This is a genomic window from Mycoplasma enhydrae (assembly GCF_025779955.1).
GTDB classification, from domain to species: domain Bacteria; phylum Bacillota_I; class Bacilli_A; order Mycoplasmatales; family Metamycoplasmataceae; genus Metamycoplasma; species Metamycoplasma enhydrae.
Map to the genome: position 1 here is coordinate 26,240 of NZ_JAOXHI010000001.1, position 21,525 is coordinate 47,764.

At 27.9% G+C, this 21,525-nt stretch carries 17 protein-coding genes and 9 tRNA genes; 3 read left to right on the forward strand and 23 right to left on the reverse strand.

Features of this window, described 5'->3' with window-relative positions:
- Window position 1: 1 nt before the first annotated feature.
- Together OF364_RS00105 and OF364_RS00110 are read right to left on the reverse strand one after the other, a co-directional pair.
- On the reverse strand, window positions 2-940 hold the full coding sequence (locus OF364_RS00105) for a hypothetical protein (RefSeq protein WP_205851340.1): 939 nt from the start codon (window positions 938-940) through the stop codon (window positions 2-4).
- Between the two features lie 61 nt (window positions 941-1,001).
- Window positions 1,002-1,895, reverse strand: a complete 894-nt coding sequence (locus tag OF364_RS00110; RefSeq protein WP_205851339.1) for an RluA family pseudouridine synthase — start codon at window positions 1,893-1,895, stop codon at window positions 1,002-1,004.
- Window positions 1,896-1,940: 45 nt separating this feature from the next.
- On the opposite strand from OF364_RS00110, the gene OF364_RS00115 reads away from it, so the two are divergent.
- On the forward strand, window positions 1,941-2,276 hold the full coding sequence (locus tag OF364_RS00115) for a YigZ family protein (protein WP_404824616.1): 336 nt from the start codon (window positions 1,941-1,943) through the stop codon (window positions 2,274-2,276).
- An 11-nt stretch (window positions 2,277-2,287) separates the two neighbouring features.
- Here the strand turns inward: OF364_RS00115 and OF364_RS00120 are convergent, their stop codons facing one another.
- The 9 genes from OF364_RS00120 to OF364_RS00160 form a co-directional block, all read right to left on the reverse strand.
- Complete coding sequence (locus OF364_RS00120; RefSeq protein WP_205851337.1) at window positions 2,288-3,073, reverse strand: PQ-loop domain-containing transporter; 786 nt, start codon at window positions 3,071-3,073, stop codon at window positions 2,288-2,290.
- Between the two features lie 82 nt (window positions 3,074-3,155).
- A tRNA-Phe gene (locus tag OF364_RS00125) sits at window positions 3,156-3,231 on the reverse strand.
- Between the two features lies 1 nt (window position 3,232).
- Window positions 3,233-3,309 (reverse strand) — tRNA-Asp (locus tag OF364_RS00130).
- Between the two features lies 1 nt (window position 3,310).
- Window positions 3,311-3,385, reverse strand: a tRNA-Met gene (locus OF364_RS00135).
- 6 nt (window positions 3,386-3,391) lie between these two features.
- Window positions 3,392-3,482 (reverse strand) — tRNA-Ser (locus OF364_RS00140).
- A gap of 4 nt (window positions 3,483-3,486) precedes the next feature.
- Window positions 3,487-3,562 (reverse strand) — tRNA-Ile (locus OF364_RS00145).
- A 34-nt stretch (window positions 3,563-3,596) separates the two neighbouring features.
- Window positions 3,597-3,673: transfer RNA gene (locus tag OF364_RS00150), tRNA-Met, on the reverse strand.
- A gap of 4 nt (window positions 3,674-3,677) precedes the next feature.
- Window positions 3,678-3,754 (reverse strand) — tRNA-Ala (locus tag OF364_RS00155).
- Between the two features lie 9 nt (window positions 3,755-3,763).
- Window positions 3,764-3,840 (reverse strand) — tRNA-Pro (locus OF364_RS00160).
- 184 nt (window positions 3,841-4,024) lie between these two features.
- On the opposite strand from OF364_RS00160, the gene OF364_RS00165 reads away from it, so the two are divergent.
- Together OF364_RS00165 and OF364_RS00170 are read left to right on the forward strand one after the other, a co-directional pair.
- Window positions 4,025-4,558, forward strand: a complete 534-nt coding sequence (locus OF364_RS00165; protein WP_205851336.1) for a cysteine hydrolase family protein — start codon at window positions 4,025-4,027, stop codon at window positions 4,556-4,558.
- 176 nt (window positions 4,559-4,734) lie between these two features.
- Window positions 4,735-5,967: a leucine-rich repeat protein gene (locus tag OF364_RS00170; protein ID WP_263773881.1), complete on the forward strand. Its 1,233-nt coding sequence runs from the start codon at window positions 4,735-4,737 to the stop codon at window positions 5,965-5,967.
- 105 nt (window positions 5,968-6,072) lie between these two features.
- Here the strand turns inward: OF364_RS00170 and OF364_RS00175 are convergent.
- From OF364_RS00175 to OF364_RS00230, 12 genes are all read right to left on the reverse strand, one after another.
- Window positions 6,073-6,163, reverse strand: a tRNA-Ser gene (locus OF364_RS00175).
- 44 nt (window positions 6,164-6,207) lie between these two features.
- Window positions 6,208-6,639, reverse strand: coding sequence for a 23S rRNA (pseudouridine(1915)-N(3))-methyltransferase RlmH (locus OF364_RS00180; protein ID WP_263752376.1), 432 nt, complete (start codon window positions 6,637-6,639; stop codon window positions 6,208-6,210).
- 1 nt (window position 6,640) lies between these two features.
- The gene (gene mnmG / locus OF364_RS00185) at window positions 6,641-8,467 is read right to left on the reverse strand and encodes a tRNA uridine-5-carboxymethylaminomethyl(34) synthesis enzyme MnmG (protein ID WP_263752375.1); all 1,827 of its coding nucleotides are present in this window, start codon (window positions 8,465-8,467) and stop codon (window positions 6,641-6,643) included.
- 5 nt (window positions 8,468-8,472) lie between these two features.
- Complete coding sequence (locus tag OF364_RS00190; RefSeq protein WP_263752374.1) at window positions 8,473-8,799, reverse strand: ribosome-binding factor A; 327 nt, start codon at window positions 8,797-8,799, stop codon at window positions 8,473-8,475.
- Between the two features lie 2 nt (window positions 8,800-8,801).
- Complete coding sequence (gene infB, locus OF364_RS00195) at window positions 8,802-10,607, reverse strand: translation initiation factor IF-2 (RefSeq protein ID WP_263773883.1); 1,806 nt, start codon at window positions 10,605-10,607, stop codon at window positions 8,802-8,804.
- A complete protein-coding gene (locus OF364_RS00200) occupies window positions 10,568-10,864 on the reverse strand; it encodes a YlxR family protein (protein ID WP_205851246.1) in 297 nt (98 codons plus the stop codon). Before OF364_RS00200 ends, infB begins: the two co-directional genes overlap by 40 nt.
- On the reverse strand, window positions 10,851-12,449 hold the full coding sequence (nusA, locus tag OF364_RS00205; RefSeq protein ID WP_263752370.1) for a transcription termination factor NusA: 1,599 nt from the start codon (window positions 12,447-12,449) through the stop codon (window positions 10,851-10,853). The genes OF364_RS00200 and nusA overlap by 14 nt, the downstream gene beginning before the upstream one ends.
- A gap of 145 nt (window positions 12,450-12,594) precedes the next feature.
- Window positions 12,595-14,751, reverse strand: a complete 2,157-nt coding sequence (locus OF364_RS00210) for a Tex-like N-terminal domain-containing protein (protein WP_263752369.1) — start codon at window positions 14,749-14,751, stop codon at window positions 12,595-12,597.
- A 132-nt stretch (window positions 14,752-14,883) separates the two neighbouring features.
- Complete coding sequence (locus OF364_RS00215; RefSeq protein WP_205851243.1) at window positions 14,884-15,285, reverse strand: hypothetical protein; 402 nt, start codon at window positions 15,283-15,285, stop codon at window positions 14,884-14,886.
- Window positions 15,286-15,365: 80 nt separating this feature from the next.
- Complete coding sequence (gene pip, locus OF364_RS00220) at window positions 15,366-16,301, reverse strand: prolyl aminopeptidase (protein WP_263773884.1); 936 nt, start codon at window positions 16,299-16,301, stop codon at window positions 15,366-15,368.
- 15 nt (window positions 16,302-16,316) lie between these two features.
- Complete coding sequence (locus OF364_RS00225) at window positions 16,317-18,461, reverse strand: SGNH/GDSL hydrolase family protein (RefSeq protein WP_263773885.1); 2,145 nt, start codon at window positions 18,459-18,461, stop codon at window positions 16,317-16,319.
- 224 nt (window positions 18,462-18,685) lie between these two features.
- A complete protein-coding gene (locus OF364_RS00230) occupies window positions 18,686-21,409 on the reverse strand; it encodes a DUF885 family protein (RefSeq protein ID WP_263773886.1) in 2,724 nt (907 codons plus the stop codon).
- Window positions 21,410-21,525: the final 116 nt, after the last annotated feature.

A 21,525-nucleotide genomic window follows, 5' to 3' on the forward strand; every position in this document is an offset into this window, starting at 1 on the left:
TTTAGTCATCTGTAGGATTTTTTTCATCTTTATCTTCAAAATTTGGATCTTCATTTTTGGTTTCAGTATTTGGTTTTAAATCACTAGATTTTTGATTTTGCAAATCAGTTTCAAAAATTAAAACTATTTTTTCAATTAAATTTTCTCTGCTTAAGTCTTCTGCTCCAAAAATGTTTAGCTTTTTAGCCATCAATACTAGTTTTTCATTATCTAGAGTATTTAGTTGTTCACGATATACATCTGTTTTTGATTTTTCCATAGTTGGCACACCTAAGACCATATTAGGATTTGATTCAGTTGGTGTCATCACTTCTGGATTCATATTTCTATTACCAAAAGGTGATAAAAATTCTTGAGGCATGTTTTGCATTTGTGCTTGCATTTTTACAAATCTAAACATTCTTATTATTTTGGCACAAGGTCAATAGAATACAAAATAACCAATCGGTAATACTATTGTGTACACTAGACTAATCATTTTTTTAACATTTCATGAAGGAATTTGAAATATGCTTCCAAATGATCAAATTAAATTTATAACCATGAAAACAACTAAAAAACCATATAGTGCTGATAAGAAAGGAGAATATAAACTATAATCTTTTTTTCTAATGCCTCTAACTCAATTAATAATATGTCAAATCAAAATTCCTACACTTATAATAAATGTAAAAACAGAAAATAAGGTTTCCCTTAAATATGTTGAATTAGCTGCTGCTACTGTATCATCGGGCTTATTTTTTAGACTTTCAATTAATTCAATATAGTTATTAATGTAGTGCTCTTTTCTAATTGTATATTCGATAACTGTTGAAGCCATCAATATTACAACAATGCCTAAAAACACTGTAAATAAAATTCATCATAAATTAAATTTTTTAGAATTATGTACATATAATTCATCAGTTGTATTGTATGATGACAAATCAATATTTTTCATTCTTTCTCCTTTAGATTGTGAGTTTTTATAATATAAATTATATATTATATGGTAATTTAAATTAACTCTCTGCAATTTCTTTTAACATAATTTCAGGAATAGGGGCTTCAAAATGTTTAATTTCACCCTTATTATCAACAAAATCAAGCTGCATTGCATGTAACCTTTGATTAAAGCCATCTATTTTTTTATTATAAATAGGATCTCCATAAACAGGATGTTTAATATAGTTTAAATGAACTCTAATTTGATGAGTTCTTCCTGTTTTTAAATTACATTTAACTAGTGTTTTTATATCATTACCAATCTTAAAATGCTTTATTACTTCAATCATGGTATAAGCGTTTTTGGAATTTTGTTGAGTTACACTAAATTTTTGGCGATTTTTTTGGTCTCGACCAATTGGAAGATCAATATGCATTTTTTTATTTACAATTTTACCATCTACAATAGCTACATAAGTTCTGTCAATTTTGTGTTCTTTTAATAATGAAGCAAAATAATTGTGTGTAGCATTATTTTTAGCTACTATTAAAAGTCCACTTGTGTCTTTATCAATGCGGTGTATGATTCCAAGTCTTAATAAACCATTTACATTACTTAAATTATTCTTAAAATGATACATTAAAGCATTAACTAAAGTATTATCATAATGTCCTGGTGCCGGATGCACAGTCATACCTGAAGGTTTATTTACAATTAAATAATCTTCATTTTCATAAATTATTTCAATATCAATATTTTGGGCAACAACATTAGTTTGTTTTTCAATTACCTTAATTATTTCAATTTCATCATTTTCATTAACGATATATTTGTTTTTATTTATCTTTTTTCCATTAACAAAAACTGCTCCTTGAGCAATTAGTTCTTGAATATCATTTCGTGTTATTGAAGAATTATTTGTAATGTATTTATCAATTCGATCTGAATAAGTTGCAATCAGCTTTACCATAATTTTTAAATTATAACATTTGATATAATTATCAATATGAAGTTCTTGGAAATTAAAAAATCAAAATTTATTCCCTTTTTGTTTGATATATCTTCAAAAGAAGAAATGAAAAAAATAATTGAAAATGTTAGAAAAGAACACAAAAAAGCAAAGCATGTTGTGCATGCTTTCATTATTAAAAATGATAATAATATGTTAGGCGGTTACAGCGATGATGCTGAACCTAGAGGAGTAGCTGGTAAACCCTTATATTCTTTATTAGAAAATAAAAAGATTTTCAATAAAGCTATTGTAATAGTTAGATACTTTGGTGGCATAGAATTAGGAAAAAGCAACTTATTACGAGCTTATTTGCAAACGGCAAAATTGCTTTTTGAATAAAAAAAAGCCGCCTAGGCTATTTCTTGTTGGGCAACTAGTTGTTGTCTTTTTTGTTTTCTTTCATATGAGATTATGAAGCTAAATTGTAAAGTATAAACAATTGATGATAATACTTGTCAAATTAAAGCACCTATTAAACCATTTAAGGTTGATAGTGATTCTGGACTACTTAAAATTCTTGCTCTTTGAATACTCAAACTAAAGAATATAATTCAGAGTGTATTATTAATGATAAATAAAAACGGCATTCAAGGACTTAAACCTTTAAATTGTTTGGTTTTTAAACCTTTAATTAACTGTGGCATAAATGCTAAGGTTGTAAATGAAGGCGTAATTAAACCAATAACTAAAGAAGTAGTTTGATCAAAAAATGAAATTAAACCATCTTTATTATAAAATGTTCCAGTTTTTAGTTTTTGATCAACTAAAATGAAAAATACTACTGTTAAAGAAATAACAAATAACTCTGTCAAAGCAATTGATACATAAGCTCAAGTTTTTTGTTTTTTATTTAATTCTTTGTTGTAATGATATAAAAAGAACATTGTAAAAGAATAAATTATTGAACAAAATAGGTTTGCTAAAAACACATATCAACCGTCTTCGTTAGGTGTAAAAACACCATAAATTATTCAAATAACTAAACCAACATAAAATATTCAAAATGAATAATAATTTGGTTTCTCTACAACTTTTGTTTTAGTTAATCTTATTAATTGAGGAATACCTAATGAAATGGTAATTATTGCGCCTAGAGCCCCAAATATTTGTATAAATATATTTAGTGTATCTGTCATAACATTAAATATTATAAACAAAATTACTTTTTATATTGAAAATATAAAAAAACACCATTACGGTGTTAAGTCATTTCTGAAATGGTGGCTCCGGCAGGAATCGAACCAGCGACACACGGAGCTTCAGTCCGTTGCTCTACCAACTGAGCTACAGAGCCATGGCGGTCCAGACGGGAATTGAACCCGCGATCTCTTCCGTGACAGGGAAGCGTATTAAACCACTTTACCACTGGACCGTGGTTGCGGAGATTGGAATTGAACCAATGACCTTTGGGTTATGAGCCCAACGAGCTGCCCCTGCTCTACTCCGCTATATAATGGCGGGCAATGAGGGATTTGAACCCCCGCGGGCCGTGAAGCCCCTGGCAGTTTTCAAGACTGCTCCCTTCAGCCTCTTGGGTAATTGCCCAAAATGGTGGACCCAACAGGACTCGAACCTGTAACCGACCGGTTATGAGCCGGTTGCTCTAACCATTGAGCTATGGGTCCTAAATATTTTCAATCCCGTGTGGGTGTTAACATATGGTAGCACCGAAGAGAGTCGAACTCTTGACCTTCCGGGTATGAACCGGATGCTCTAACCAGCTGAGCTACAGTGCCATAATGGTGGAGAGGAAGGGACTCGAACCCTCTACCTCCTGCGTGCAAGGCAGGCGCTCTAGCCAGGTGAGCTACCCCCCCAAAAATTAATGGTGAAGAAGACAGGATTCGAACCTGCGACCGCTTGAGCCCAAGTCAAGTGCTCTACCAAGCTGAGCTACTTCTCCACGCTATAAGTTAATTGCTTAAATGCTTTATTATTATATATTATTTTTTTTATTTGTTATTTTTTTTGAATATTTTTAAAGCGGTGTTTAGAGTTAAAATAAATACTGATTTATGACACATTTCAAATATTTATATTTGTTGTTTGTTTAGTGGTGTAAAATTAAGTAATTTAAGGAGTATAAAATGAAAACAATGATTTTTGTAGTAGACATGGTTAAAGGTTTTTGTAAAAAAGGTAATTTAGTTAGTGAAGATATAAATAAAATTATTCCTGATGTAAAAGAGTATTTAGAAGCTAATAAGGATAACAGTGAAATTATTTTTATCAATGATAATCATCATAAAGATGACATTGAAATGGAAGTGTATCCATTACATTGTCTTGCTAACACTGAAGAATCAGAAGTTGTAGATGAACTAAAATGCTTTGCCAACAAAATTATTAAAAAAAATACAACAAATAGTTTTTTTGCTTTTGAAGATAAAAGTATTTTTGAAAAATTCAATAATTTTGTAATTATAGGTTGTTGTACAGATATTTGTATATTACAATTTGCTTTAACTCTTAAAACTTATTTGAATTTTAAAAAATTGAACAAAGATGTTAGTGTTATTTCAAATTTGGTGGCTACTTTTGAAGCAAAAAATCATAATAAAGAAGAATATCATAATAATGCCTTAAATCTAATGAAAAATGCAGGTATTAAGATTAAATAAAATAAATTTTAATTGATGATTTTATATGCATTAAAAAATAATGTATTCTTTTCCAAAATGGTTTTAACTTGCAGTGAAATTTAAAGAGATGTATAATTTAAACATATTATTGAAGTATTTTATTTGAAATTAAATTACAAAATATAATGTATTTCAATAAAAATAGAAAGGCAAATATGAAGAAAAAAATATTTCAAATAACTATACCTTTTATTTTAACTTTGACACCTTTATCTATGGCAATTACAAGTTGTGTTAATGGTAAAAATAATGATGATAGCATTCAAACTAAAAAAAGACTTGAAAAAAATTTAGTAATTGAAATTCCAGAAATTTCAAATATTGAAATTGATAATTTAAAAAATAAAGATATTAAAATGTCAATTTCAGAACCTGATTGACAATTAACAGTTAAAAAAATTACTAAAGTAAACGAAACAACAGCAAGATTTGAAATTGAAGCTAAAAAAGGTAAAATTGTTCATAAAATTATCAAAGAATTAAGCGGTTTTAAAGTTGCAGATAAATATTACAAAATTAATGACTCTAACCTAGAATCTTTAATGAATGATGGTTATATTATTGCTAGAAGGTTTTTTGAATTAAATAGTAATGATAAAAAATTTAGTTATAGTGAAATAAAAGGAATGGATGAAAATTATGTTATTAACAACATTGAATTTGTATTACTAAAGGCTATTCCAAAAGTTGATTCAATTAACTGAGTTCTTAAAAGTAGATTTAGCACTTTTATTAAGGACAATTCTGAAGAAAACAATACAAAAATTGCTCATTTAAAGTTGGCAAACGCAATAAAAATAGGAAATGATGCTTTTGCCAATATTAAAACTCTTAAAAGTGTGGACATGCCTAATGTAGTTGAAATTGGCGACAGAGCTTTTTCTGGTGATATTGATCTTATCACTGTTAATATGCCAAAAGTAGAACGAATTGGACTTAGTACATTCGACAAGACTGAATTTTTAATGAATTTAATTGTTTCAAGACCTGATAGATTGGCAATTTTTCAAAATATACTAATTGATGGAAAACGTGCATTTGGAAATATAATTCTTCCTAATGAAATAACTTTTATTTCAGCTGAAGCTTTTAAAGGATCTAATATAGATGGTATAAATATGCCTAATGTAGTTGAAATTGGCAAAATGGCATTTTTAGAAACCAAAAATCTTAAAAGTGTTAATATGCCAAAAGTTAATAAAATTGGATTTTATGCATTTTCTAACACTCCTTCATTAGAAACTATAAATGTGCCCAATGTAGTTCACATTGCTAATTTTGCTTTTAGTGCAACAAAATTAGAATTCAACGGAGCTACATTGCCACAAGAAATTACAAAGGAAATTTTTGACAAAATTAAAGACGGAAAACCTTGAACTAAAAGTTAATTTATTAAAATAATTTGTCAGTGATTTTGACTTTTAAATTAACAAAATAAATTATGATTTTAAAAAAATTGAGCGGTTGTGCTCAATTTTTGCTAATTTTAGATATGGCGGGCAATAAGGGATTTGAACCCTTGCAAGTTTTAACACTCCTAACAGTTTTCGAGACTGTCCCCTTCAGCCGCTTGGGTAATTGCCCATAATCAAAATTATACACACTATGTTTCATTATCCATTTGTGTATTATTTATGATATTTAATATTTTTCTTGATTGATAGTCCTCGATAAATTTGCTCAACTAGCATTATTCTAAAAAGTTGATGTGGAAATGTCATTTTAGAAAAACTAATTTTATTTAGAAATTTATCTTCTTGTAGTCCATTAGAACCACCTATAATAAATGTAATATTATCTTCAACAAATAGATCTGAAAATTCTTCACTGTTCATTTGATTACCTTGTAATGATAAATAAAACACCTTTGAATTTTTGGGAATTTTAGATAGGATTAATTCTGTTTCTTTGGCTTTTTTAAGTTCAATATTGTTATGAACTACTTCTTTAATTTCAACTAAATTTAAGTTTGCTAAAAAAGATATTTTTTTAGTATATTGCTCATAAATTTTCTTAAGTTCAATTGATAATGTCCCTACTGCAATTATATTTATTTTCATTTTATTTCTTTCTGTGATTTAAATAAAACATTAGCATTTGAATATCAGAAGGATTGATACCACTAATTCTTGTAGCTTGTCCAATTGTTGTGGGTCTAATTTTATCTAACTTTTGTCTAGCTTCGGTGGCAAGGTTTTCTATTTTTGAATAATCAATATCTTTTGGTAGTTTTAGTTTTTCTAGTCTTATCATTTTTTCAGCTGCTGACTCTTGCTTTTTTAGATAACCAAATAATCTTACTTGAATGGTTAATTCATCAATAAAAGGATAATTCTGTCCTAAAATGTCACTCGGTTCCACTTCTGGATTAGCTAATAATTTTAAATACGAAATACCATTAGTAACATTATATTTAATTCCTAATTCACTTTTGGATGAAATGTATTTCAATCTAAGTTCTTCAATGGTTTTTTGTATATATTTATATTTATTAATTACTTCTTCATATTCATTTTTAGACACCATTTTGTTGTCGTAGGAATATTGAATTAGCCTTTGGTCAACATTATCGTTACGCAATAATAATCTATACTCTGCGCGACTTGTTAACATACGGTATGGTTCAAATGTTCCTTTAGTTACAATATCATCTATCAAAACCCCTATATAAGCATCTGATCTTTTAATTTCAATAGAACTCATACCTTCCATTTTATTAGCAGCATTTATTCCAGCTATTAGTCCTTGAGCTGCTGCTTCTTCATAGCCACTGGTTCCATTTGGTTGACCTGCTGAATAGAAATTACTTAAAACTTTAGATTCTAAAGATTTATAAAGTTGAACGGGATTAATTGCATCATATTCAATTGCATAACCATATTTTTGAACTCTAGCATCTTCAAGCCCTGGAATTGATTTAATCATTTGATCTTGAACATCAACTGGCATTGAAGTTGATAGACCATTTATATACATAATGTCGCCTTTTGAAGTTTCAGGTTCAAAAAATACATGGTGTGTTTCTTTTTCTTGAAATCTAACTATTTTATCCTCAATACTTGGACAATATCTTGGACCAACTCCTGTAATAATGCCTGAGTATAATGAACTTTTATTTAAATTATTTAAAACAATTTCTTTAGTTTTAGAGGTTGTTCTTGTTAAAAAACAAGAAGTTTGTTTATCAAGAGTAATATTTGAATGCTTAGAAAAATGTAGTTCACTTTTATCTAATTGTTCTTGTTCTACTTTAGAAAAATCAATACTATCTGTATAAATTCGACATGGTGTTCCGGTTTTTAGTCTTTGAATTTCAAAACCATATTTGGCTAAATTCTTAGACAGTACACTACTATTCTTTTCTCCATCAGGACCATCGTTTTGTATATCTGAACCTCTTAAAATTCTCGAGTTCATGTATACGCCTGTAGTCATAATAGTTGAATGCGAATATATATCACCATTTTTTAAGGTCTTAGCCCCTAAACAGTTATTGTCTTCAACAACTAAATCTATAACCTCATCTTCAATCAAGGTTATATTTTTTTGTTTTTTAATTGCATCTAAAATTATTTTGGAATACTTATCTTTATCAATTTGAGCGCGTAAAGACCAAACTGCAGGACCTTTTGAAGTATTAAGCATTTTAATTTGGATCATTGCTTGATCAGCAAAAATGCCTTGTACACCTCCTAGTGCATCAATTTCACGGGTAATTATACCCTTGGCTGATCCACCAATAGAAGGGTTGCAAGGCAACATAGCTAATTTGTTAATATTTAAAGTTATTAAGGCTACATTAAATTTTCTTTTTGCTAAAGCAAAAGCAGCTTCAATTCCAGCATGACCTCCACCTATTACAATGGCATCATACTTAGTAATAATCATAAAAATTATTTAATTTCTTTTAAAATTTTTTCAATTTTAGCAGCAGCTGGCTCTACTGTGTCAATCATGAAAACCAACTCTGGTATTTTTTTATATTTTCAGCTTTTAGCAACCACTGAGCGAATATACGGTGTCATTGCTGTTATTTTTTCAAAGTATCTTTCTTTATCTTTAAATAAAGTAATAAATACTTTAGCATGTGATCCATCTGTTGATAAAATCACATCATTTATAGCAATGTTTGTCACATCAAAATCCTTTAATTCATAGAAGCTATTACCAACTAATTCTAGTAATAATTGTGTTTTTCTTTCGTGATTTATTCTGTTCATATTTAAACTAGTACATCCTCATAAAATTTTAATTCATCATCTACTTCTATTTTATCAAAATCTTTAACGTGTGTGCCGAAATCGAAGCCTTTTTCAACTATTTTAACATCATTTTTTTCTCTTTTTAAAGAACTAATGTTTCCTTTAAAAATACTTTTACCTTTTCTTATAACTTCAACTTTACAAAATTCTTTTGCTTGACCTTCTAGCATTCTACAACCAGCTATATTTCCTACTTTTGAATAGAAAAATATTTGTAATATTGTTGCAAGACCTATTTGTTTTTCTTCATAAACAGGTTCTTTTAAATTCTTAATAATTGATTCTAATTCTTCCACAATTTTATAAATAACATTGTGTGATAAAACCTTTATTCCTTTTGATTCAGCCATTTTTTTAATATCACTTGGCATTGAAATATTAAATAAATAAATTCTTGCATTTGAAGTATCAGCTAATAATAAATCAGCTCTTGTTAATTCACCAGCAGTAGCTCTAATAACATTAATTGATACTTCTTCATTATTAATCTTAGAAATGGTTTGTTTAATGGCTTCAGCTGTACCTTGAACATCAGTTTTAATTATTATATTTAGTGTTTTTTTACCATCTTTGACAACAAAAGAATTCTTTTCATTTAACTCTTTTTGTTTTTCGATATATAGTTTTTCATCAGCAAGCTTTTTAGCAAATTTTTCATCACTAATAACTATAAATCTATCACCTGAAAGAGGGTTTTTATTTAGACCCGTTATTACACATGGAGTTCCAGGAAGTGCTTTTTGAAGTGGTTTACCTTCGATTGATAAAAGACTTCTAATATTTCCATATTGACCACCAGCTATAATAAAATCTCTTGGCATTAGTGTTCCATTTTCAACAATAATAGTAGACACAGCACCACGGCCTTTATCAATTTTTGATTCGATTATAGTTCCAAATGCATCACGATTTAAATTAGCTTTTAAATCTAATAAATCTGCTTGTAAAAATATAGCCTCTAATAATTTATCTACATTATCGTTTTTTGCAGCTGAACCATAAATAAATTGGTTTTGTCCGCCCCATTCTTCACAAACTATGTCATGTTCACTCATTTGAGATTTAATTTTTTCAACATCAATATCAGGTTTGTCCATTTTATTAACAAAAATAATAATTGGTACTCCTGCTGCTTTGGCATGATCTATAGCTTCAACTGTTTGAGGTTTTACACCGTCATCAGCTGCAACAACTATAACAACAATATCTGTAACTTTAGCACCTCTTGAGCGCATTTCAGTAAATGCTTCATGGCCAGGTGTGTCTAAAAAAGTGATCTTTTGATTATTATATTCCACTTGATACGCACCAGTATGTTGAGTAATACCACCAAATTCAGAAGCCAAAATATTACTTTTTCTTATTTGATCCATCAATGTAGTTTTACCATGGTCAACGTGACCCATGATTGTTACTATTGGAGGTCTTTTTTCTAAATCATTTGGGTCATCAATAATTTCTAATTTATCTAAGAGATTTTCAGCATCCACTGTTTCTTCTTTATTAAAGTCCAATCCATAGTTTAAACATAATTCAGCAATTTCTTCTTCATTTAAAATTGAATTAATTGTTTTCATAATTCCTTTTTTAAAGAAATATGTCAATATTTCAGAAGATGATTTTTTGGTTTTTAAACTGAATTCTGAAATTGTTAATGGCCCACTAAAAATAAAAACACCGTCTTGAATTTTTGTTTCTACTGTGTTTAGTTTTTGTTTAATGCTACTTACATTTGATGTTCGTTTTGAGTTTTTTGATTTTGCCATATACTCACCTCTTTTCTTAATTTATCATAAACCTCATTGTTTATGTTTTGCTTAAAAGCTTTATTTAAAAGTCGTTTTTTGAATAATATTTCAATTTGCTCATTAGAATTTAGACAATATGTTCCTCGACCACCTAGTTTAATATCTGGGTCAAAATAAATCGAATTTTCTATTTTGGCAAATCTTATTAATTCTTGTACTGGATAAATTTTGTTATCTACAATTGATTTACGTGAATATTTTTTATCAATCTTCATTATCTAAATCACTTAGATCTAAATCTTCTAGTCCAGCACTTAAATCGTCATCTTTCTTAAAGTCTTTTAATTTAGTTGAAGTAATTCTTTCATAATCTTCTTCCGAATTGAATTTATTATTTACTTTATTTTTAATGTCTTCCGAATATACATCATAATCATCATCGCCATCATTCATAAAATCTTGGTGAATTTCTGATAATGCTTTTTCAAGTTCATCATCGATATTTGATTCATATAATTGTCTTTCCAAAATATCGTCTGTTTGTTGAGCCTTTTGTCTTAATTCAGCTAAATCAGCATCAAATTCCGCAATATTGAATACATTATTTTGATAATCATTATTCGATTGTCTAGATCTTCTACGAGTGGTTGAAGATAAATTCATTCTTTTGCCTTCGTATTTTAATTTAGCTTCTTCTTCAGTAATATTAGAGTTTTCAAAAGTATATTGAATTCCCATCTTATCTGCTTGATCTTGGCTTATTATATCTAGTCTAGATCTAGTTAATTCTGAAGCTAATCTAACGTTTTGACCTCTTTTACCAATTGCCAGTGTGTGATGAAAGTTAGGTACTACAACTACATAACTAGGGAATTGTTCTTGTGAGTCTTCCTTTTCAATAATATCAATTATTCTAGAAGGACTTATAGCATTCATAACAAACTTTTTATGATTTTCATCGAATAATACAACATCTATTTTTTCACCATTTAATTGATTTGAAATAGTGTCAATTCTTTGTGAATTTTTACCAATAACAGTGCCTAATTCTTCTAAAGCAAAAGGTGCTAATTCTGTTTTTCTAATTGCTACTTTAGCTCTTTCTCCAGGAATACGAACAACCTTAACTATTTCTATAAAACCTTGTTCCACCTCAGGAATTTCTTGTTTGAATAATTTATCAATAAGTTTAGATTCAACTGATGATACCAATACTTGAGCACTTTTAGAATCTGGTTTAACATCTTCAATATATACGTCTAAAACATCACCAGGTTTTAGGTTGGCTAGTAATCTTAAGTTTGTAGTTGAAGGTGCCATATATGCTGGAGTGCCATCAGTTAATTCCATTAATGTTCCAGCTTTAGAAATATTAGATATTCTAGCTTTAACAACAGTTCCAATTAAAGATTGATATTTGTCATAAGTAATTTTCTTTTCTAGTTCTCTAATTTGTTGATTAAAAATATTTAGAATCTTTTGATAATCTTTCTTTTGAAATCTTTCAAAATCAATTTCAGCTGAAATTAAATCACCCTCTTTAACTTTAGAGTTTAGAGTCTTAGCTTCTTTTAGAGCTATTTCAATATATGGACAAAAGTTATCAATTTCATCATCAGTAACAGGATCTAAAACTACAACTTTAGAATGATTTATAACTCTAAATTTCTTTTGGTTCTTATCAATATCAAATTCTAAATCTGCATCTGGATCGAATTGACTAACAATGACTTGTTCAACTGCTGATTTAAATAAATCAATAACAATGTCTTCATCAATTTTTTTAATTTGTGAAACGTTGTAAATTGCTTCAAATATTTGGTTTGCTTTTAGTGTACTCATAGTGTCTTTGGTGCTCATTTCTTACTCCTTTTTTTTATATATATTGACACAAAAAGGATCGGCTATTGCCAACCCTTTTTAATCTTAATTAAAAATAGTATGTATTAATTGTAATACATTTTAGGTTTATTTATTTAAAATAAATATTTGACAGATAGTTATCTTATTTTCAAATAATTTTACCTTGAATTTTATTATTCTTGGCATCAATGTCAATAATTTTGATATTTAAATTATCTCCTACAGATACTAATTCACTTGGATGCTTAATAAATTGATTATCTTTTTGTTTCATATTGCTAATATGGATTAAAACGTTTTCTTTTAAACCTATATAAGCAAATACACCAAAATTAGTAATATTTTGAACTTGACCAATTATTTCTTGACCTACATTTATATCTTCAAATTTTAAGATCTTATCATTAACTATGAAGCCAGCTTTGTCTTCTCTTATATCTTTTCCAGGTGCTATTAATGAATCAATTATTAGATCTACATCATAGTTGCTTGCATTTAATTGTTTAGCAATTTCCTTGCGGTCTGCTGAAATTAAAATGTCTTTGTCAATATTTTTTAGATTGATGTTTAATAGGTTAACTATTTGATCTGCTAAATCATAAGATTCGGGGTGGATATTTGTTTGATCATAAAATTCGCTTGAATCATATATTCTTAAAAAACCAACAGATTGTTCGTAGGCTTTTGGCCCGAGACCTTTAACTTTTTTTAGTTCTTTTCTTGATTTAAATAACCCATTTTCTGTTCTATGTTCTACTATATTTTGAGCAATTGTTTTAGACAAACCAGAAACATATTCCAAAATAAATTTAGTTGCTGTGTTTAAATCAACACCTACTAGGTTTACGACTTTATCTACTTTGTATGTTAGTTTTTTAGCTAATTCTTTTTGGTTAACGTCATGTTGATATTGTCCTACACCTAAAGATTTTGGATCAATTTTAACCAATTCATTAAGTGGGTCTTGGAATTTTCTACCTATATTGATAGCTGAACGGTATTCTAATTCTAAGTTTGGAAATTCTTCCTGTGCTATTTTTGAAGCAGAGTAAACTGAAGCACCTACTTCACTAACAATTGCATATTTAGTATCTAAACTTAGGCCTTTTTCTCTTCTGACTTTTAGTAACTTGTCAACTCATTCTTCAGTCTCACGACTTGCTGTTCCATTACCAATGACTATTAAATCAATAGGGTATTTATTTAACATATCATGAGTTGTTTTAACTGCTTGAATAAATTTATCTTTATTGGCGATGTGAGGATAAATTACAAACCCTTCTTGGTAATTTCCATTTTTATCTAAAATTACAATCTTGCAACCATTTAGATAGCCTGGGTCTATCGACATAATATTTTTATCTTTAGTAGCTGGAGCCAATAATAATGATTCTAAATTGTTTGAAAATAATTCGATTGCTTCTTTTTCAGCACGTTCAAATAAATCTGTTTTAATTTCTCTAATTATTGAAGGGATAATTAAACGATCTAATGAATCCTCAATGGCTTCGTTTGTGATTTTAGCTGTTCTTTTATTAACAAAAAACTTGTTATTTAAATAATATATCAAAGGCTTAATGTTATATTCAATGGTATAAGATAATATTTTTTTATCTTCACCTCGAGAAATTGCTAAAACACGATGATTAGGTATAGTTTTTACTTTTTCTGAATAATCATAGTATTGTTTAAAAATTTCTTTTTCATCAACAGTATTTTTTTTCTTTGTTACGATGGTTCCGTAATTATATAATTGGTCTTTAATATAATCTCTTGCTGTAATATCTTGCGAAACTATTTGAGCGATAATGTATTTTGTTTGCACTAAAACTTCACCTACAGTTTTTAAAGTGTCATCATTAATATATTTTTTTGCTTCATTAAATACATTAAAACTTTCATCTTTGTTAGTAAGTATTAATTCCGCTAAAGGGCCTAAACCTAAAGCAATAGCTTCAGAAGCCTTGGTTTTTTTGCCAACCTTAAAAGGTTCGTAAATATTTTCAACTTCTTGCTTAGTGATAGCATTTTCAATTTTGAGCTTTATTCCATCATCAAGAAGTTTCTTTTCTTTAAGAATTTCAATTACATATTCTTTTCGTTTTTGTAATTCAACATCATATGCATAGTATTCATTAATTTTAGATACTTGTTCTTCATCAAGACCACCTGTAACTTCTTTTCGATAACGTGAAATAAAGGGGATTGTTGCCCCTTCTTTTAGCAGGTCTAAAGTGTTTTTAACTTGTTGCTGATTTATATTAAGCCTTTTGGCTACATTTTTTATTGATATATCCATTTTTTCTCCGTGTCTTAGTATTTAATAATGATACTTAAAATTCATAATTAATAGCAATAAAAAAGATAAATTAAAACTTCTCAAATATATGAGAAGTTAGCGATTTAAAATTCCATTTAAATTATATTTAAATTAAATTTGTGGTGTAGGTTCTGGTTTGTATGAATTAAAGTTTGTCATTCCATCATCTGATTTAGTTTTCTTGTATCACATAATTGACGCAATTAAGGCAAGAATTCCAAATAGTAATATACCTAATAAAAATAAAATTCCTATTGTTGTTTCATTTGCTTGAAAAGCTTTTACTGTTCCAATAATGTTATAAACTAAGGCTATAATACCTACTACTACTATAGCAAAAGCATAAATGCCGAAAAACGCTATAAAACCAATTCCATATGTAAAGACACCGTATCTTGCTGCTGTAAGACTACCAATAGATCATAAAACTAATAAAGGAATAAATACTACTGACATTACAGTGATAGCAATATTTAAATTCATAGTAGTCTTAGCAAGTTTGTAATCATTCATTTTAACTCCTTTTTTGATTAATACAAATTATAATATGAAAAACAATATTTATATTGAAATATGACTAAATTCTAGAATATTTAAAGTTTTTTGAACTCTTCAGTGGCCTCAACTAAAGCATTGGCTATTTCTATTTCTTTTGAAGAATGACCAGCTATAACAAAATTTATTTTGGATTTTTTTAGGTTTTTATGCAATAAATATGCACCCTCTGGTCTACAATCCATATCATATCTGCCATGAATAATAATTGTAGGTATGTTTTCAATTTTGGAAACATTATCCAAAATATAATTGTCATTATCTAAAAACAAATGATTTAAAAAATAATAATTTTCAAGACGAGCTAATTCTAAATTGGCTTTATTATTTTCTAAAATTATTTCAATATCTTCTAGTGGCTTCATTGTTATTAAGCCTAATTCTCATTTAGCTCAATGATAAGCAGCTTTGTAAGCTACATTTAAATCTAAACTATTCAAATATTGGCCATACGCTTTAATTAAATCATTTCTAAGATTTTGGGGTATAAAAGAAGAGAATTCTTCATAGGCTTCTGGGAAGTAATGCGAGGCACCTGATTGATATAAATATTGGTCATCTTCATATCTGCCTAAAAAAACACCTCTTAATATTAGCCCTTTTACATATTGAGGATAGTTTATTGCATATATTAAACTTAAACACGATCCTCATGAACCACCAAATAAAATTCAGTTATCTATTTTTAGTTCTTTCCTTAAAGCTTCCATATCATTTACCAAATTCATAGTAGTATTTTCTTTAATTTCAGCAGAAGGAGTTGATTTGCCACAACCTCTTTGATCAAAAAGAATAATACGATAATGTTTTGGATCAAAATATTGACGGTTAGATTCTGAAATTCCTCCGCCAGGGCCTCCATGAACAAACAAAATTGGTTGCCCTTGAGGATTCCCTACTTCTTCATAATATATGGTGTGAATACCGCTAACTTTAAGATATCCTTTTTTATATGGTTCAATTAATTCATACATATATAACTCCTTAATTTATTTGTGAAAAATTTTTAATGCAGATTTTATTTTTATTTTTAGTAGTTGGCTTAAAATAATGATTAAAATATAAGCATTTTTATTGAATGGATGTTTTAGTATTTGTCTAACAAAACTTTTAGCAATTCTTAAAAAAACTGTTTTCTTAAATGAAGATCTTAAATTGATTTTAGTTTTTAAATTGATAATTGTTTTAATTAGAATTTTTGCTAAGAATTTAGTAAATTTCTTTTTAGTGATATTTTTCATAATTCTTGCAACTGTTTTTTCTAGTGATTTTCAATTTTTATATTTTAAGTTTGATGCCTTAATATTTAGCAATTCAATAATAATGTTTACTGCCGCTTGCTTGTCATCCTTATAAAATGAATATATGTTATATAAACTTATTTCAATTATATTTGACAAAGTTTCAAATTCTTTTTCTAGAAATGCTTTAAAAAAATTGGATGCATTGTTATTTTCTTTTATAGAAATTAAAAATCGTTCAAATAAGGCTTTAAAAGAATTAATTAATCTAGTATCTTTAAAACATATATTTAATAAATGTCTTAATGGTTTAGAAATTGTTAGCCAAAAATAACCATTTTTTCAATCGCTAATAGTTGAATCAAAAAATTCTTGAAGAAGATTGTAAAAATACTCTTTATCATTAATTATTTCAAAGAAAATATCATATATGGCTTGGCGATTATTATTTAATACATTTTCTATATATTTAGTTATTGCAATTTTAGGATTCTTTAAATTCTCGCTTTCAGCCAGTGATAAGAATTTTAGAATTGATTCCGATTCTAATGCTGAAACCAAAAATTTAAGAATGTTGTCATTAGTTATAAATTTGTTTTTAAAAAAGTCATATCTTTTAGATTTCTTATCAAAATAACCTAATATAAACATCATTTGGTCAGAAAGAATAGAAAATAGTGAAGTATATTGTTCTCTTTTTATGATTGTTTCTTTTGCTATTCCCTCATGGACACTTCTTTTTAGAAGTGTAAAATAAGGGTTTTGAAGATCGTTTTTTTGATTACATCAAACTGCAAGAATATTAACTATTTTATTTTGTTTAGGGCCAAAGTGAAATAATTTTTTATCCACATAGTTTTTATTTCTATCAGAAATCTTTTTAGAGTATCTAATTCTAAATTTGGATATTTTATTTAAGTACTTTTTATCTATTTCATTATATAAACACTTGTTTTCTAAAAAAGCTATAAAGAGTTTTTTTGCCATCTCTTGATAACCTAGTTCGGTTGGATGAACATCAATTACGTTTTCAGCTAAAATGTGTGAATTTTTAAATCACTTTTTGTAATTAAAACTTTTAACATAAATACATTTATTATCTAAGGCTACATTTTTAAAAATTGATTCAAAAATAGATAAATTAGATTTAAAAAAATCGTTATATATTTCTGGGTTTTTCGATCTTAGAAATTTTTCATATCGCAAATAATAATGTAAAAATGGAGGAGTGTATGTAACTAAAGTAATTTTTAATTTATCATTAATTTGCTTAATGCTTTTTATAAAAGCATCTAATTCACTTTGAATTTTCGCTGTTGTTTTTTGCAGAGAATCTAATATTTCCTCTTTAATTTCTTTTTGTCTATATAAGTTTTTTTCTAAAACTAGGTCTCTAAATTTAATAAATGGATATGAGCTTTGAAATTCATTACCACCTATTGATATACTTAAAAAATCAGCTCCTTTGATTCTGCCAATAAGCTTTTTAGATAAATAATTAAATCTTTCTTGCTCAGTTTGATTAACATCAGAAGTCCAAAAATTTTGTGTTGGTTCAAGATTTGCTCTTTGTTGTAGTTCATCATTAATTTCTGCAACATTTAAAACACTAGGATTTAGAGTCCCATTCATTAAACTATTTAGATCTGATATACGCAGGGTTGAAGCTGAAATATTTTCCATTTCAATATTATTTCAATGTTCTTGTCAATTATCATTGTATCTATGTATTACATAATCTAAATAGAATTCCATGAAATAATCAGCATAAGAATTACCCATGGCAAATTCTTTGCTATTTTTATAACCTGCTGTTCCACATCCTACTTTGGAATTAAAGCCTTGTGATATAGAATCACCAATGGCTAAGTACTTATATATTTTATTTTTCATTAGTATTAAATTATATTTAATAAATTCTAAAACTAATATGTTTTTAAAAAAATAATATAGATATAATAAATGAATAAAAATTGAAAATTACCATAAAGAATAGTAACTTCTGAATTTAGTTGTATAAATTTTTACAAAATTGAATTAATTGTAGTTTTATAAATAACTACTTTAAGAAAAAACATTAAAAACACAACCCTGTTTTGGGTTGTGTCTATTTATTATTATAATTCGTAGTATTTTTCTACAACTTCTTTTAAAGTTTCTAGAGGTAAAGCACCTGTTTCTAAAAATACGTTGAATAATTCTTGTATATTTTTCTTATCGCCAATAAAGTCTTTTCTTGATAATTCTTTATGTTTACGAACTCTATCATATAGTTCTAGCATTAGTTCTTTACCAGAGTTATATGATGTTGCTTGACCTGGTAGGTTTAAGTAACGTTTTGATTCTGAAGTAATGTCACCAATTCCAAGTGCTGAATTTGCTTTCATGTATTTTCTAACATCAGAAATTGATGCTCCTGCTGGTAAGCCAGCAAGTGGTTTATCTAAATCACCATGGTAAGCAGGGTCAATTGCACGTCTCATATTACGTAATTGAGCTTCATTTAGTGCTCCATAGTATTGTAACATGTTTGCTAATTCAACTGCTTTTAGTGTACGTTCTTTATCATCCATATCTTGTTCAGTTGCAATTAGTTCTCAGTAAACTCCACCATGTAATTTTTTAATTTGTTCAATTTCTTCATTGGTTACGTCTTCTGCTTTTTCTGCTTTAACAAAGTTTGTAATACCTTTTGATTTTTTGAAATCTAATGGTAGTGCATAGTAATCTTCGTTTTCAAAATCCGGTGTGCCATATAGACCTGCTTCAATACCAAATCATTCAGCAAATAAAGCTCAACCTTCAACATATGAAGTGTAATCAAATATATCACCGATTGTTTCACCGTTTATAGTTTTTAAAAATTCTTTTGCATAATATATTTGATTATGGTGTCCCATTACACTTTCATGGTTTGCAAATGATGTAACTGATCATTTAGGTAATGAGTAATATGGATCGGCATTAAATACAAATGCTCCTGTTGTACCATCGCCTACGTGTTCTGATGAATTATAAGCACCTACACCTGCAACACTAGATCTAGATTTATCATATGTGGTAATTCCATATTTTGGAACTTGATTTGCAAAATATGAGTATCCTTCTTCAATTGTTGTATCTCTAAATTGGTAGTACCCTTTAAATGCTTCTAGTGCACCGTAGTAATATTGATCTTTAGTAATTGAACCGTGTTTATCATTTTTACCTTTTAATTGAGTTTCATAACCTTTGTCTTTTAATATTTTTCTAGCATTTTTAAGGTTTGCATCACTATCCAATTCACCTTTTTTCTCTGTGCTATAGTAAGTAGAATCTTCACGACCAAAGAAGAATTTTTCTTGGTTTAGTCATTTGTTAAAGTTGTCTAAATCAGCTTTACCGGTTTCTTTACGGATTAATAATCTCGTTTTGGTTGCTTCTTTAGAACCTAATCCATCCTCGTCGTAAGTTACTTGAGGATTTCATCAACCATTTTTTTTGCCTGTAATTAATTCAGCAACTTTATCTGCTATTTTTTGCATATTTTCTTTAGCAACTGAAGCTGTTTTATATCCAGAATTATAAACTGTTTGAGCTGAATCGTTTGAAGTTGTTGATGTTTTTAAAATAGAATCATAAAGTTTCTTGCCGTATGTTAAGTCATCTTTTTTAGCTGGCATGTGACCTATACCAACATTTTTAGCATTTAAATCTTTTTCAGTTAAACCTAAACCGTAAACTTTTTTAGTTGTTCCACTGTCTAAAATTTCTATTGTGTTTTCAACTTCTTTAATTGAATCATTTGTTTTGTAAACTTTTAGTTCAGCGATGTCTTCACCTGCACCATGTTTTGAAGCTGCATAGTATTCAGAAACATAGAACTTGTGAAATGCTTTAGTTTTAGCATCCATTGCTGATCCTTCAATTATTGAAAGTACAGTTTTTTCACTGTCAGATCCATTTACGAATGTTTTTAGTTCAGTTGCATATTGTCTTGCTAAAATTGAAGCAATATTCATTTTAATTACAACTTTTGATAAAACAACTCCTAATTCAATTCCTTCTTTTAAGTTATTGTGAACTTTTTCAGCTTGATCACCTTTTATTAAATTAATTGTTTCATAAAATGCGTTAGCAGGATATGAATATGCTAATCCTCAACCTAAATAAGCACCAATTAAACGAGAATGTGAATTGTAAACAGTTTTAGCAATTTCTCATTCATATTTTAATCCACTTACTCAAGCAGTTGATGTTACATCTAAATTAGCTTTGTTAATTGCGCTAAATTGTTGGATATATTCATCGTAAAAAGCAACAATTTTTTTAACATCTTCTTTTGAAGGGAATTCAAAATCTGCTTCTGTTTGTTTTTTAGCAGCATCTAATTGGAATTTTCTATAAGATGCTAGTACATATTTAGCAGTTAAGTCTTTTACTTTTGGATTTGCATTAGGGTTTCCCTTTTCAGCTATTTTTCTAAGAAATGGGAAAAGTTCTTTATCAACTTCAAATTGATATTTATCTTTTGCTTCTGCTAAAGCTTTTTCTTTTACTTTTATATTGTCAGCAATTGCTTTAGCTTCTGCAGAAGTTTCACCTTTTTCTTTAGCAACATCTTTGTATTGATCTTTTAATTGATTCAATTCGTCGCTTTTATTATTTATGTCTTCAGATTGTGATTTAAATTTATCTTTAACTTCATCTTCTTTGTTTTCAAAATCTTTAACATAGCCTCTTGTTTTATTGTATATTCCTTGTTGTATTCCTCAGGCCATTAGTGGTAGTCCAGCTACGACTGCCACTCCACCCAATGTAATTCCGGAAATAAGTAAGGCTTTTTTTGTTTTTGGAGTCATAATTTACTAATTCCTTTTTTATTAATTTATTAATTAAAAATTAATGTAATTTTACATTTTTATAAAAATTTAAAATTTTTCGTAACACTCAAAAAACATGTTACGTATTTAAATTT